Origin of the sequence: Paenibacillus sp. YYML68 (assembly GCF_027923405.1) — a bacterium.
Classification (GTDB): domain Bacteria; phylum Bacillota; class Bacilli; order Paenibacillales; family NBRC-103111; genus Paenibacillus_G.
This window is the reverse complement of record NZ_BQYI01000001.1, coordinates 242501-256249: the sequence shown is the minus strand read 5'-3', so window position 1 is coordinate 256249 and position 13749 is coordinate 242501. Positions and strand designations below refer to the sequence as shown.

General features: G+C 50.5%; 13 protein-coding genes (1 of these 13 running past the window's edge). 8 read left to right on the top strand and 5 right to left on the bottom strand.

The genetic code is table 11. The features are described from left to right. Positions 1 to 15: 15 nt before the first annotated feature. The 5 genes from mnmE to rpmH all read right to left on the bottom strand — a co-directional run bounded on the left by mnmE (position 16) and on the right by rpmH (position 3621). Positions 16 to 1392, bottom strand: a complete 1377-nt coding sequence (mnmE, locus tag PAE68_RS01170; protein WP_281883271.1) for a tRNA uridine-5-carboxymethylaminomethyl(34) synthesis GTPase MnmE — start codon at positions 1390 to 1392, stop codon at positions 16 to 18. Between the two features lie 118 nt (positions 1393 to 1510). After that, positions 1511 to 2131, bottom strand: a complete 621-nt coding sequence (jag, locus tag PAE68_RS01165) for an RNA-binding cell elongation regulator Jag/EloR (protein WP_281883269.1) — start codon at positions 2129 to 2131, stop codon at positions 1511 to 1513. A 15-nt stretch (positions 2132 to 2146) separates the two neighbouring features. Continuing rightward, entirely contained in the window at positions 2147 to 2917 is a 771-nt protein-coding gene (locus PAE68_RS01160; RefSeq protein WP_281883267.1) for a YidC/Oxa1 family membrane protein insertase, read from the bottom strand. Between the two features lie 66 nt (positions 2918 to 2983). Next, a complete protein-coding gene (rnpA, locus tag PAE68_RS01155; RefSeq protein ID WP_281890839.1) occupies positions 2984 to 3349 on the bottom strand; it encodes a ribonuclease P protein component in 366 nt (121 codons plus the stop codon). A gap of 137 nt (positions 3350 to 3486) precedes the next feature. Beyond that, a complete protein-coding gene (rpmH, locus tag PAE68_RS01150; protein ID WP_281883265.1) occupies positions 3487 to 3621 on the bottom strand; it encodes a 50S ribosomal protein L34 in 135 nt (44 codons plus the stop codon). A 509-nt stretch (positions 3622 to 4130) separates the two neighbouring features. Here rpmH and dnaA point away from each other — a divergent pair. From dnaA to PAE68_RS01110, 8 genes are all read left to right on the top strand, one after another. Then, positions 4131 to 5498: a chromosomal replication initiator protein DnaA gene (gene dnaA, locus PAE68_RS01145; RefSeq protein ID WP_281883263.1), complete on the top strand. Its 1368-nt coding sequence runs from the start codon at positions 4131 to 4133 to the stop codon at positions 5496 to 5498. Positions 5499 to 5714: 216 nt separating this feature from the next. After that, on the top strand, positions 5715 to 6857 hold the full coding sequence (dnaN, locus tag PAE68_RS01140; RefSeq protein ID WP_281883260.1) for a DNA polymerase III subunit beta: 1143 nt from the start codon (positions 5715 to 5717) through the stop codon (positions 6855 to 6857). Positions 6858 to 6872: 15 nt separating this feature from the next. Next, complete coding sequence (gene yaaA, locus PAE68_RS01135; RefSeq protein WP_281890838.1) at positions 6873 to 7088, top strand: S4 domain-containing protein YaaA; 216 nt, start codon at positions 6873 to 6875, stop codon at positions 7086 to 7088. Positions 7089 to 7114: 26 nt separating this feature from the next. Then, complete coding sequence (gene recF, locus PAE68_RS01130) at positions 7115 to 8221, top strand: DNA replication/repair protein RecF (RefSeq protein ID WP_281883258.1); 1107 nt, start codon at positions 7115 to 7117, stop codon at positions 8219 to 8221. A gap of 32 nt (positions 8222 to 8253) precedes the next feature. Next, the gene (gene remB, locus PAE68_RS01125) at positions 8254 to 8502 is read left to right on the top strand and encodes an extracellular matrix regulator RemB (protein ID WP_281883256.1); all 249 of its coding nucleotides are present in this window, start codon (positions 8254 to 8256) and stop codon (positions 8500 to 8502) included. 59 nt (positions 8503 to 8561) lie between these two features. Next, positions 8562 to 10475 carry a DNA topoisomerase (ATP-hydrolyzing) subunit B gene (gyrB, locus tag PAE68_RS01120; protein ID WP_281883254.1) on the top strand — a complete coding sequence of 638 codons (1914 nt, stop codon included), beginning with the start codon at positions 8562 to 8564 and terminating at the stop codon, positions 10473 to 10475. 73 nt (positions 10476 to 10548) lie between these two features. Continuing rightward, complete coding sequence (gene gyrA, locus PAE68_RS01115; protein ID WP_281883252.1) at positions 10549 to 13068, top strand: DNA gyrase subunit A; 2520 nt, start codon at positions 10549 to 10551, stop codon at positions 13066 to 13068. 112 nt (positions 13069 to 13180) lie between these two features. After that, positions 13181 to 13749, top strand: partial view of an HD-GYP domain-containing protein gene (locus tag PAE68_RS01110; protein WP_281883250.1) — the 5' portion only. The gene runs 502 nt beyond the window's last position; only the first 569 of its 1071 coding nucleotides appear in the window; it begins with the start codon at positions 13181 to 13183; its stop codon lies beyond the right edge, outside the window.

Sequence of the window (13749 nt, the reverse complement as noted above, 5' to 3'; positions counted from 1 at the left end):
GCCTCCTATCGATGTTTATTTCCCTAAGCAGAATTGGCTGAAAATGGTGTCAATCAACGATTCGCTCACCGAATCGCCGATAATCTCACCCAAGTGCTCCCACGCATTCCGAATGTCGATCTGAATCATATCAATCGGCACGAATGCCTCCGTCGCACTATATGCCTCCTGTAGCGCAGCTCTTGCCTGCTTCAGCAGATGAATATGCCGTGCATTGCTCACATACGTCAAGTCGCTCGACTCTACCTGTCCGCTGAAGAACAGCGCAGCAACAGCCTTCTCGAGGTCCGCGATGCCTTGCTGCTTCACAATAGACAGACGCACGACCCGCTCCTCTCCGAACGCTTCTACGAGAACATCTTCCTCGAGTCGCTGCTCCAGGTCGACCTTGTTGATGATTGCAATCACTTGTCTGCCCGACAGCTCCTGAATCATCTGACGCTCATCATCCGTCAGCGACTCTGCTCCGTTGAATACAAGTAAAATCAGGTCTGCCTCGGATAGAGCTTGCCGCGACTTCTCCACTCCTATTTTCTCGACGAGATCCGCCGTCTCCCGTATACCAGCCGTATCCAGAAGCTTCAGCGGAATACCGTTCACCTGCACATATTCCTCGACAACGTCTCGCGTCGTTCCTTCAATATCGGTAACAATCGCCCGCTCCTCTTGGGCAAGCGTATTCATAAGCGAAGACTTCCCGACGTTCGGTCGTCCGATGATGGCGGTGACGAGTCCTTCACGCAATATTTTACCTTGCCCGGCTGTCGTCAGCAGCTGATCGATCTCCTCGATTGCCGCACCGCATTTCGTCTTGATGAACGAGTTCGTCAGCTCCTCCACATCATGCTCCGGATAATCAATGTTCACCTCGATATGAGCCATCGTCTCCACCAGCTGATGACGCAGTGCTTGGATTTGCTTCGATAGTCGTCCCTCCGACTGCTTGTAGGCGATGCGGAACGCCCGGTCCGACTTGGCCCGAATAAGGTCAATGACCGCCTCGGCCTGGGATAAATCGATTCGTCCGTTCAAGAAGGCCCGCTTCGTGAATTCTCCCGGCTCCGCGAGTCTGGCACCATGCTCGAGCACCAGCTCCAGCACCTTACGGACTGAGACGAAGCCGCCGTGACAGCTAATCTCTACGACGTCCTCCTTCGTGAAGGAGCGCGGCGCCCTCATAATCGTAACGAGCACCTCTTCAATGCGTGCATTCGTGCCCGGATCATAGATGTAACCGTACTGGACCGTATGAGTAGGCGCATCCGTCAGCTTCAGCCTGCCCTTGTAGACACGGTCACTCACCGCAACGGCATCGTCGCCGCTCACACGAATAACGGCAATGCCCCCCTCGCCTAGAGGCGTCGCAATCGCTGCTATGGTGTCTTGTATCATCTGCCTGCACCTCATTCCTCATACCGTGTAATCTTATTTCATCGTCCCAAAAGAAAAAGCAATGAGGCCATTCAAGCATGACATCATTGCAGCTCATCTCATTATCACCTGACTCATCTCACCGTGAAACGATAACGACCCGACGATTCGGCTCGTCTCCCCGACTAAACGTACGCACATTCGTATGCTTCTGCAGCTGTGCATGAATGATCTTCCGCTCCTGGGAAGGCATAGGCTCGAGAACAACTTCCTTCCCCGTTCGAATGACCCGCTCGGCCAGTCGATCAGCCAGCTCCTGAAGCGTCTTCTTACGCCGCAAGCGAAACTGCTCCGCATCGAGCACGATACGCAGATGATGATCCGCATATCGATTCGCCACGATATTGACCAAATATTGCAGCGCATCAAGCGTCTGCCCCCTGCGGCCGATCAGCATGCCGATCTCAGCACCGTACAGATGCAGCTCATAGCCGTCACGATCCTTCTTCTGTTCAATCCGAACGTCATGCAGCTCCATTGTACGGAGCACGTCCTTCAAGAAGGCAACCGCTTCTTCCATGGCATCGGGTAGCAGCTCAAGCTCCACCTTTGCAGGGCGCGTGCCGAATAATCCGAACAGTCCCTTGGCAGACTGCTCCAGCACTTGAGTCTTGACCCGATCTTCGGTTGTACCGAGCTGCTCCAGTCCGCTGCGGATTGCAGCCTCGACCGTCTTACCCGTTACCACGATTTTTTTCATCTCATCCGGCCACCCTTATTTTTTAGATCCGCCTGAGCTTGACTTCAGCTTCGCTGGTTCTGCTGCTGCTACTGCCGGCTTCGGCTTGCCGTATATAAAATAAGTTTGCACTACGGTGAAAATATTACTGAATACCCAGTACAGAGGAAGCGCCGCTGCAAAATTCATCGCCATGACGAAGATCAGTACCGGGAATATAATCATCAGGCTCTGCATCTGAGGCGTCATCTGATGAGCCATCATCTTCTGCTGTATATATGTCGTCAACGCCGCCAGCAGCGGCAATACATAATAAGGGTCCTTCTCGCCAAGCTGCATCCAGAGGAACGTATGCTCTCCAATATGCTCATTACGCATGATGGCGTTATATAGTGCGATCAGAATCGGCATCTGGACCAGAATCGGCAAGCAGCCGGCAAGCGGGTTCACGCCTTCCTTCTGGAACAGCTTCATCGTCTCTTCCTGTACCTTCTTCGGATCGTCCTTATATTTCGTCTGCAGCTTCTTCAGCTCAGGCTGAACCTCTTGCATCCGCTTCGAGCTCTTGTACTGCTTCAACGTAAGCGGCAATATAACGAGGCGAATAATAATCGTTACAATAAGAATGGATAAGCCGTATTGCCCTCCAGTCAAATCCGCAAACCAATCCAGCGCATCCGACAGCGGACCTACGAAGTACTTGTCCCATACGCTGTTCTCGCGGTCAATCGGAGAGATCTCCGTGCTGCAGCCTGCAAGCAACAGCAATGCCGCCAGAGGCATATATTTCAATAGTCGACGTGTCAAAAGAACATCCTCCCAGATTCAGCTTTTCCAATAATAAACTATATCACAGTTCCGGGCACAAAGAAACTAATCCGCCGTTTTCGGCTCTTCCTTGCGCCGCAGCAGCGAAGCTCTTTTCAACACGTGGAATACACTCTTCTCCATCTCGTGATAGTTCATCTCCAGCACCGGCTTGCGGGCGATCAGAATCAGATCGTACCCGGACGGCAATCGGCTTGCGTTCAGCCTTACGATCTCCTTCAGCTGCCTTCGGATCCGATTGCGCACGACGGCGTTACCGATCTTCTTGCTCACGGATACACCGAACCTGAAGGTCAACTGGGAAGGCTGTACCTTATAATATAGTACGAATTGATGGTTGGCCGAAGATTTGCCGTGCTTGTATACCTTGTCGAAGTACTCCCGTTTCGTTAAGCGATTTTTTTTCTCCATCGACATCGACCATCTCTCCATTTATCATCAGACGACTGGCCGCGCAGTCTATCCTCATCGTACGCCAATTTCATCTAAATTAACCGCTCGAGCATCCCAATACAGCAAAAAAGACCACCTGAAAGTGGTCTTTCGTCTTATGCGCTGATAACTTTTCTACCTTTTAGACGGCGGGCAGCAAGTACTTTACGTCCGTTCGCCGTGCTCATTCTTTTACGGAAGCCGTGAACTTTCTTGCGCTTTCTTACATTTGGTTTAAATGTAGGTCTCATTGGATCGTGCACCTCCTCAAGCCAGGATCGTCATTCAATCCCGCAAAAATACCTTTCAATATTAAATCACTTTCCAGCTCAAATGTCAATGCGGTCACCGGGTTAAAGTTATGCACAGGCTTGCCCATCGAAACAGAGTTACCCCCCTGTGAATAAAAAAAACCGCACAAATCCCCAAATTGTCGAATTGTAAACAAGCTATAAACAATATCTTGTGCTGTTGATAACTTTTGTACACAAGCTATGGGGTTTGTGGATAAGCCTAAACATTTCATTGCGGACGCAGGTCTTTTTTGTTATCATGAATATGTTTTCCGTTGTGGATACGTATTTTTACTAACAGGGTTATCAACAGGCTGTGGACAACTTTGTGAACAATTTACACGGCCTATGTATAATTGATCGGGCACAGTTCTGCATAATGTGGATAGGTTCGACATGTTTCTTATAATTTCAACAGCAGCCGCAGCTTAGCCTTATTGGTACCTCATTGAAGGAGTGAATAGATTGTGGAAAGCCATCCTAACGAACAATGGCAGCAAGTCCTTTCCATATTGCAAAAAAGGGTGAGCAAACCTAGTTACGAAACGTGGCTGATCTCCACAAGGGCAGTCGTCTTTAACGATTCGACCGTCGTCATCTGTGCCCCGAACAATTTTGCTCGTGACTGGCTAGAGAACCGTTACACCAAGCATATTAAAGAAGCGATCTTTGACTATGCGAACAAGCATCTTGATGTGAAATTTATTATCGAGACCGACGAAGAAGCGCAAGCTGATGATACGCTGGCTGCCGCTATGCCAGTGCCTGCGAAGGGTAAGCCAGCTCCAGCGGAAGAGACCTTCTCTCATATGATGAACTCGAAGTATACATTTGATACGTTCGTCATCGGTTCGGGCAATCGGTTCGCACACGCAGCCTCGCTCGCAGTCGCTGAGGCGCCTGCCAAGGCATATAATCCGTTGTTTCTATACGGCGGCGTCGGACTCGGCAAGACGCATCTAATGCACGCGATCGGGCATTACGTGCTCGATACGAATCCGCAAGCACGCGTCATGTACATCTCGTCCGAGAAATTCACGAATGAATTCATCAATGCGATCCGCGACAACCGAGGCGAGAGCTTCCGCAACAAATACCGGAACATCGATGTTCTGCTTATAGACGATATTCAGTTTCTCGCGGGAAAAGAACAAACGCAGGAGGAATTTTTCCACACGTTCAACGCCCTGCACGAGGAGCGGAAACAGATCATCATATCAAGCGACCGTCCGCCTAAGGAAATTCCGACACTCGAGGAGCGTCTGCGCTCCAGGTTCGAGTGGGGGCTTATTACCGATATTCAGCCGCCGGACCTTGAGACGCGAATCGCCATTCTGCGCAAGAAGGCTAGGGCTGAAAATCTGGATATTCCGAATGAAGCGATGGTGTATATCGCGAATCAGATCGATACGAACATCCGTGAGCTGGAGGGTGCGCTTATCCGAGTCGTCGCCTACTCCTCACTTATTAACAAGGACATCTCATCTCATCTGGCTGCAGAAGCGCTGAAGGATATTATTCCGAGCAGCCGCCCGCGAGTCATTACGATTCAAGATATTCAGCAGAAGGTCGGAGAGTTCTTCGGATTGAAGATTGAGGATTTCAAGGCGCGCAAGCGTACGAAGTCGGTCGCGTATCCGCGGCAGATTGCGATGTACTTGGCCCGAGAGATGACGGACTTCTCACTGCCTAAGATCGGGGAGGCGTTCGGCGGCCGCGATCATACGACCGTTATTCACGCCCACGAGAAAATTTCGGAGGCGTTGAAGACTGACCAAGAGCTGTATAAGATTACGCAAAACTTGATCGAAAAAATTAAGAATGTGACCGGATAAGCACCGTTTCCAACGTCCGATTTGGCATTCTCTTATAAGTTGAATAAAATGAAGCCTATGCACAAACTATTCACATGTGGATAGGCTTTGTTTTTGCGCGGTTTGCCCACATATCCACATATCCACTGCCCCTACTACTATTACTAATAAAAAAAAAGACTATAATATATAAGCATATGCCGTTCCGGCTCAATCTAGACCTGTAGGAGTGACATTATGAAACTATCCGTGCTTAAAGAGTTTTTGAATGAATCGATTCAGCATGTATCGAAGGCGATATCGAACAAAACGACTGTTCCAATCCTGACAGGAATCAAAATAGATGTAGATTCAAGCGGAATGACATTGACAGCAAGCGATACCGATATTTCCATTCAAAGCTTTATTCCGATTGAAAAAAATGAGCTGCAGGTCATCGAGCTGAAGCAATCGGGAAGCGTTGTGCTGCCATCGAAGTTCTTTGTCGAAATTACACGGAAGCTCCCTGCGCAGCAAATCGAAATTGAAGTGAAAGACAACTTCCAAACGATTATTCGTTCAGGCTCCTCGGAAATTCAATTAATGGGACTTGATCCCGAAGAGTATCCGATCATGCCAGGCATCGAGGAAAGCAAGCGAATCCAGATTCCAAGCGACGTCCTGAAGCAAATGATTAAGCAAACGTCCTTCGCCGTCTCAACGAACGAAGCAACGCCTATTCTTACCGGTATACTGTGGACGGTTCAGAACGGTAAGCTTAAGTTTACAGGCTGTGATCGTCATCGGCTTGCGAGCCGCGAGGCCGCGATTGATACGGAGGCAAGCTTTACACTCAACAATGTATGTATAGCCGGTAAGACGCTGAATGAGCTGTCCAAAATATTGCCGGATCAAAACACGCTGATCGACGTCATTTTTGCCGACAACCAGGTGCTGTTCAAGATGAGCAGCCTCTTGTTCTACACCCGCATTCTGGAAGGCACCTATCCGGATACGTCCAAGCTTATTCCGCAGTCGTATCAGACGCAGCTCGTCGTGCATACGGACCAGCTGATTAGTGCGATTGATCGTGCCTATCTGCTGTCCCGTGAAGACAAGAGCAATATCGTTAAGCTAACGATGCGCGACAACGGTTCGATCGAGATCTCATCGAGCTCCACCGAGCTTGGGAAAGTAACGGAGGAGCTGGACACCGTGCAGCTGACTGGTGACATGCTGCGCATCTCGTTCAACTCCAAATATATGCTGGATGCGCTCAAGGTCATCGACAGTGAGCATATTCATATTGGCTTTACCGGCGCGATGCAGCCGATCATTATTCGTCCGGACGAGAATGCAAGCCTCCTTCAGCTCATTCTTCCGTATCGCACGACGAGCTAAGAGAGGATGAGTACGATGAAGCCGATCGCCATACGTACGGAGTACATCACGCTTGGGCAGTTTTTGAAGCTGGCTGACTGTATATCCACAGGTGGACAAGCTAAATTTTTCGTTCAGGAAGCAGACATCAAGGTGAACGGCGAGGCGGAGAACCGCAGAGGCAAGAAGCTGGTCGCCGGGGACGTAGTAGAAGTGGAAGGCTGCGGCAAATTCCAAGTTGTAGCGGAGTAGTCCGAATCACTTGAGGAGGAGCCATTTTGCATTTAAAAAAAATAAGTATCGAGAATTACCGCAACTACGAGCATCTAGAGCTTAGCACTGATGCCAAGGTCAACATCATCGTCGGGCCGAACGCGCAAGGAAAGACGAACCTACTGGAGTCGATCTTCGTGCTGGCATTGACCAAGTCACATCGCACGAATCAGGACAAGGAGCTCATCCGCTGGAATGAGAAGTCGGCGCGGCTGCACGCGGAGATCGACAAGCGGTACGGGTCGCTGCAGCTAGACTTGACCATCTCCCAGCAAGGCAAGCGCGCAAAGGTGAACGGATTGGAGCAGCGGAAGCTGAGCAATTTCATCGGATCGCTCAATGTCGTCATGTTCGCTCCTGAGGATCTGGAGATCGTGAAGGGCTCCCCTGCCGTGCGCCGACGCTTCCTCGACATGGAGATCGGTCAGGTACAGCCGTCTTATCTATACGACTTGTCGCAGTATAATAAAGTGCTCGTGCAGCGCAACAATTACTTGAAGCAGATGTTCCAGGCACAGAGTCAAGCTGCGATGCTGGACGTTTGGAACGAACAATTGGTACAGTTTGGTATTAAAATTATAAAAAAACGTCAAAGCTTTATAAAAAAGCTGCAAGCCTGGGCAGAAAAAATTCATGCCGGTATTACGAACGGGCAGGAATTGTTAAAAATCGAGTACGACAGCACTCTAGCAGCTGCAGAAGGTCAAGATGAAGCTGTTTTATTCGACCAATTTATGATAAAGTTATCAAAGGTAAAGGATCAGGAATTTCGCCGCGGCGTCACGCTCGTTGGACCGCATCGGGACGACCTGCGCTTCTTCATCAACGAGAAGGAAGTGCAAACGTTCGGCTCCCAGGGACAGCAGCGCACGACCGCCTTATCGCTTAAGCTAGCCGAAATTGAACTGATCTGCGAGGAAGTGGGCGAATATCCGATATTGCTGCTAGACGACGTGCTGTCGGAGCTGGATCAATACAGGCAGACCCAGCTGATTGACACGTTCCAGCGCAAGGTGCAGACCTTCATCACGACGACCGGCATTGAAAGTATAGATGTGTCCAAGCTGGATAACACCTCCGTTCTTCATGTTCGAAGCGGAGGCTTGATATAGATCCGATTTCGCCGATTAAGGAGTGGGAAGCTATGTTCATCCATTTAGGCGGTGAGAAAATTATCCGCGCATCGGAGTTAATCGCTATTTTTGACCTGTCCATTGAGAAGTCCTCCAAAATATCAAAGCAGTTCGTTACATATGCGAGCAGAGATAAGAAAGTGGAAGTGATCGGCGAGGAGGAGAGCAAGTCGCTCGTCGTCACGCAATCGAAGGTATACTATTCACCTATTTCCTCTATGACCTTGAAGAAGCGCGCACATCAGCTGCTGACGACTTAGACGAGTACGATAGTTATATGCGATAATAGTTTCTTTATCACGGAAAAGTGGGTGTCTGCATGTCGGTAAATCCGGGTACAACCTATGATGAAAGTCAGATACAGGTGCTTGAAGGTCTGGAAGCGGTTCGCAAAAGACCGGGAATGTATATTGGCTCTACGAGCGTGAGAGGCCTGCACCATCTGGTCTGGGAAGTCGTGGACAATAGTATTGACGAGGCTCTCGCCGGCCATTGCGACAAAATTGAAGTTATCGTTCACAAAGACAACAGCATAACCGTTATTGATAACGGGCGCGGCATTCCAGTAGGCGAGCATTCGAAGATGAAGCGTCCGGCTGTGGAGGTCGTGCTTACCGTGCTTCATGCGGGCGGCAAGTTCGGCGGCGAAGGCTACAAGGTGTCTGGTGGTCTGCACGGCGTCGGCGTCTCGGTCGTAAACGCACTGTCGAAGAAGCTGATTGTGACCGTGAAGCGCGAGGGCAAGATACATCAGCAGGAATACAGCTGCGGCGTTCCCCAGTACGATCTGAAGGTGATCGGCGAGACGACGGAGAGCGGGACACAGGTGACGTTCTGGCCGGATGAGGAGATTTTCACCGAGACGACCGAATACGACTTCGATACGCTGCAGTCGCGTATTCGGGAGCTTGCCTTCTTGAATCGCGGCATTGAGATCGTGCTGGCCGACGAGCGCTCAGATGCATCGGTAAGCTTCAAGTACGAAGGTGGTATTATCTCGTTCGTGGAGTTTCTGAACGGCAACCGAGAGCCGGTTCATCAGCCGCCGATATACGTGGAGGGCGCTAGGGATCATATTCATGTTGAGGTCGCGTTGCAATATAACGACAGCTATAGTGAGAACATCTATTCGTTCGCCAACAACATCAATACACGCGAGGGCGGTACGCACGAGTCCGGCTTCAAGAGTGCGCTAACCCGCATATTGAATGACTATGCCCGCAAGCATCACGCGATCAAGGACAATGATGCGAATCTGTCCGGCGATGACGTGCGGGAGGGCTTAACGGCGATTATATCGGTTAAGATTCCGGAGCCGCAATTCGAGGGGCAGACGAAGACGAAGCTCGGCAACAGCGAGGTGCGGGGTATTGTCGAGTCGCTGTTCGCTGAGAAGCTGCAGGAGTTCCTCGATGAGAATCCTTCCATTGCGAAGAAAATTATCGAGAAGGGCGTGCAGGCGCAGCGTGCCAGAGAAGCTGCACGTAAGGCTCGCGAGCTGACCCGGCGCAAGAGCGCGCTTGAGGTGAGCTCACTGCCGGGCAAGCTCGCGGACTGCTCCTCGAAGGATGCCTCGATCAGTGAGGTGTACATCGTAGAGGGTGACTCCGCAGGTGGCTCCGCCAAGCAGGGACGTGATCGTCACTTTCAGGCGATACTGCCTCTGCGGGGGAAGATCTTGAACGTCGAGAAGGCGAGATTGGATAAAATTTTGTCCAATGCCGAGATTCGGGCGATCATTACAGCGCTTGGCACAGGAATCGGCGATGACTTCGATATTGCGAAGGCGCGCTATCACAAAATTATTATTATGACCGACGCCGATGTCGACGGCGCTCATATTCGAACGCTGCTGCTTACGTTCTTCTATCGCTACATGAAGCAGCTTGTCGAAGCTGGCTATATCTACATCGCCCAGCCTCCTCTGTACAAGCTGGAGCGCAACAAGACGATCCGCTATGCGTATAACGATCGGCAGCGGGAGCTCATTATGGCGGAGTTCGGCGAAGGCGTTAAGGTGAATGTACAGCGCTACAAGGGTCTTGGTGAGATGAATCCGACCCAGCTGTGGGAGACGACAATGGATCCCGAGAGCCGTACGCTGCTGCAGGTTAGCATCCAGGATGCGATCGAAGCAGACGTCGTATTTGATACGCTCATGGGTGATAACGTTGAGCCTCGCCGTGATTTCATTCAGCAGCATGCCAAATATGTTAAGAACCTGGATATTTAACTCATACGGCTTCTTCATGAGGCCGTGATTATACGTATAGAGCTGGATAGCTTTCAGATTGCGGGAGGTAGACATGTCGGAAGAACCACGTTCGCAGATTAAAGAAATCGATATAGGCTCGGAGATGCGGACATCCTTTATGGATTATGCGATGAGCATTATCGTCAGCCGCGCCCTTCCGGACGTACGCGATGGATTGAAGCCTGTTCACCGGCGCATTCTGTTTGCCATGTCGGAGCTCGGTATGGCGCCGGATAAGCCGTATAAGAAATCGGCGCGTATCGTTGGCGAAGTCATCGGTAAATATCATCCGCACGGCGACTCGGCTGTATATGAGACGATGGTGCGGATGGCGCAGGATTTCTCCTTGCGGTATATGCTTGTAGACGGTCACGGCAACTTCGGATCGATTGACGGTGATATGGCTGCAGCGATGCGTTATACCGAGGCCAGACTGTCTAAGATCGCGATGGAGCTGCTCCGCGATATTAACAAGGAGACGATTGATTTCGTCCCGAACTATGATGGGGAAGAGCATGAGCCGGCCGTGCTGCCTGCACGTTTTCCTAACCTGCTCGTGAACGGTCTGTCTGGAATTGCGGTAGGGATGGCGACGAATATTCCACCTCATAACTTGACTGAGGTTATTAACGGTGTGCAGCAGCTGATTGCGAATCCTGATATAACGCCACTCGAGCTCATGCAATCGATTAAAGGACCGGACTTCCCGACTGGCGGTTTCATTCTAGGACGGGAAGGTATTCGTCAGGCCTATATGACCGGTCGCGGTTCGGTTACGATGCGTGCGAAGGCCGACATTGAAGAGTCCGGCAATAAGGCGCGCATCATTGTATATGAACTGCCGTATCAGGTCATTAAGGCGAGACTGATTGAGAAGATTGCCGAGCTCGTCCGCGAGAAGAAGATCGACGGCATTACCGACCTGCGCGACGAGTCGGATCGTAACGGCATGCGCATCGTCATTGAGCTGCGCCGAGATGTCAATCCGAATGTTGTATTGAACAACTTGTACAAGCAAACAGCGATGCAGTCTAACTTCGGGATCATCATGCTGGCACTCGTCAATGGTGAGCCGAAGGTGTTGAACCTGCGTGACATACTGTACCATTACTTGGAGCATCAGAAGGTCGTCATTCGTCGCCGTACGGAGTTCGAGCTGCGCAAGGCGGAGGCGCGTGCGCATATTCTCGAAGGTCTACGTATAGCTCTAGATCACCTTGACGAAGTCATCGCCCTTATTCGTGCATCCCGAACGACAGAGGAAGCGCGGGAAGGTCTCATGAGCCGCTTCGGACTCAGTCATGATCAGGCACAGGCGATACTTGATATGCGCCTGCAGCGCTTAACCGGTCTTGAGCGTGAGAAGATTGAGGAGGAGTATGCTGAGCTTCTGAAGCGCATTGCGGAGCTGAAGGCGATCCTCGCTGATGAACAACTCGTGCTTGAGATTATTAGTAATGAGCTGAATGAGATTAAGGAGCGCTTCGGTGACGACCGCCGTAGTGAAATTACGATCGGCGAAGAGAGCATTGAAGACGAGGATCTTATTCCGAGAACCGAAGTCGTCATTACGATTTCGCATACCGGCTACATTAAGCGTCTTCCCGTGTCGACGTACCGCAGCCAGCGGCGAGGAGGCAAGGGCGTTATCGGCATGGATACGAAGACGGACGATTTCGTCGAGCATCTGTTCGTGACGAACTCTCACCATTATTTGATGTTCTTTACGAACAAGGGTAAGGTATACCGTCTGAAGGCGTATGAGATTCCGGATTTGAGCCGTACTGCTCGAGGCACGCCGATCATTAACTTGATCCAGATCGAGCAAGGCGAGACGATTAATGCTGTCATTCCCGTGGAGAGCTTCGATTCGGATAAGTACTTGTTCTTCGCGACGAAGAACGGTCTTGTCAAGAAGACGCCGCTTGATGATTACAGCAATATTCGCAAGGTTGGCTTGATTGCCATAACGCTTCGCGAGGACGATGATCTGATCGGTGTTCGACTGACAGATGGCAATCAATCGATCGTAATGGGCACAAAGCTCGGCATGTCCATCCACTTCCCGGAGCAGGATGTAAGAGCGATGGGGCGTTCCGCTACAGGTGTCAAGGGGATTCAGCTGGACGACGATGACATTGTCATTGATATGGATGTCGTGCAAGAGGACAATAGTGTCCTTATCGTGACGAGCAAAGGCTACGGGAAGCGGACGCCTGTGTCCGAGTACCGCATGCAGACCCGTGGCGGTAAAGGCATTAAGACAATTCATATTACACCGAAGAATGGTCCAGTCGTCGGTCTGAAGGTTGTTCAGGAGAATGAAGACCTGATGATCATCACGGCGCTTGGCACCATTATACGGACCAGCATGTCCGGTATATCGTTAATGGGACGCAATACGCAAGGTGTTCGTCTCATTCATATTAAGGATGAGGATGAAGTATCGACGCTTGCGCGTGTAGATAAGAGTGATGAGGAAGAAGAGCTCGAGGATGAGCAGGGATCACTATTAGTAGATGGTGTGGCTGGCGACGAATCTATAGAAGCTAATCCGGAGACGGAGGAGTAGGCTGTGTATCAGGAATGGGGACTTACATCCCCATTCTTTTTCGTTTATAATATCGGTTGAGTACACGTTAAGCTAGCTCCATCAGCTCATACAGAGAGTAAGGTGAATCGATATGGCTATGACCCCCGTCTCCCAACTTAAGGGCGGTGAGAGGATCGCCGACAGCGTACTAACGAAGTTCGATAACGTTTTGCTGCCTAAGGGGAAAATCATCACTGAGCGTGAAATAGAAATATTGAAGGCCTTTTTGATCTCGTCTGTACAAGTGGAAGGTCAGGAAGTTGAGACTTCCAATTTGAAGGATGTTGAAATTGTTGAACAGCCAACAGGAGCTGTGCCCTTCTATGAGAGCTACGACAAGCTGCTGCAGCTGATGCGGACCATTTTTCGTATGGCGGAATCCGGAGGACAGAGCTTACCTATACTCGAGATTCGAACTGCATTGGAAAGCTTAATCAAGTCCATTGACTCCTATCAAATCTTAACCTTCAGCCCTAAAGGCTTTCAGCTACAGGATTATATACATCACAATAGCATTATGGTTAGCCTGACTGCATATCATTTAGCCAAGTGGGTCGATATGCCTGTTAAGGACCTGATGCCGATCGCACTGGGCGGATTGCTTCACGATCTCGGGTCTGCCAAGGTGGAAAGCGCGATCTTGTCGAAGCCTACGAAGCT

Bases quoted from the DNA above. Each gene is read 5' to 3' on its own strand.
- yaaA (WP_281890838.1), top strand. From the start codon at position 6,873: ATGAAGCCGATCGCCATACGTACGGAGTACATCACGCTTGGGCAGTTT.
- rpmH (WP_281883265.1), bottom strand. From the start codon at position 3,621: ATGAGACCTACATTTAAACCAAATGTAAGAAAGCGCAAGAAAGTTCAC.
- dnaN (WP_281883260.1), top strand. From the start codon at position 5,715: ATGAAACTATCCGTGCTTAAAGAGTTTTTGAATGAATCGATTCAGCAT.
- rnpA (WP_281890839.1), bottom strand. From the start codon at position 3,349: ATGGAGAAAAAAAATCGCTTAACGAAACGGGAGTACTTCGACAAGGTA.
- gyrA (WP_281883252.1), top strand. From the start codon at position 10,549: ATGTCGGAAGAACCACGTTCGCAGATTAAAGAAATCGATATAGGCTCG.
- gyrB (WP_281883254.1), top strand. From the start codon at position 8,562: ATGTCGGTAAATCCGGGTACAACCTATGATGAAAGTCAGATACAGGTG.
- jag (WP_281883269.1), bottom strand. From the start codon at position 2,131: ATGAAAAAAATCGTGGTAACGGGTAAGACGGTCGAGGCTGCAATCCGC.
- mnmE (WP_281883271.1), bottom strand. From the start codon at position 1,392: ATGATACAAGACACCATAGCAGCGATTGCGACGCCTCTAGGCGAGGGG.
- remB (WP_281883256.1), top strand. From the start codon at position 8,254: ATGTTCATCCATTTAGGCGGTGAGAAAATTATCCGCGCATCGGAGTTA.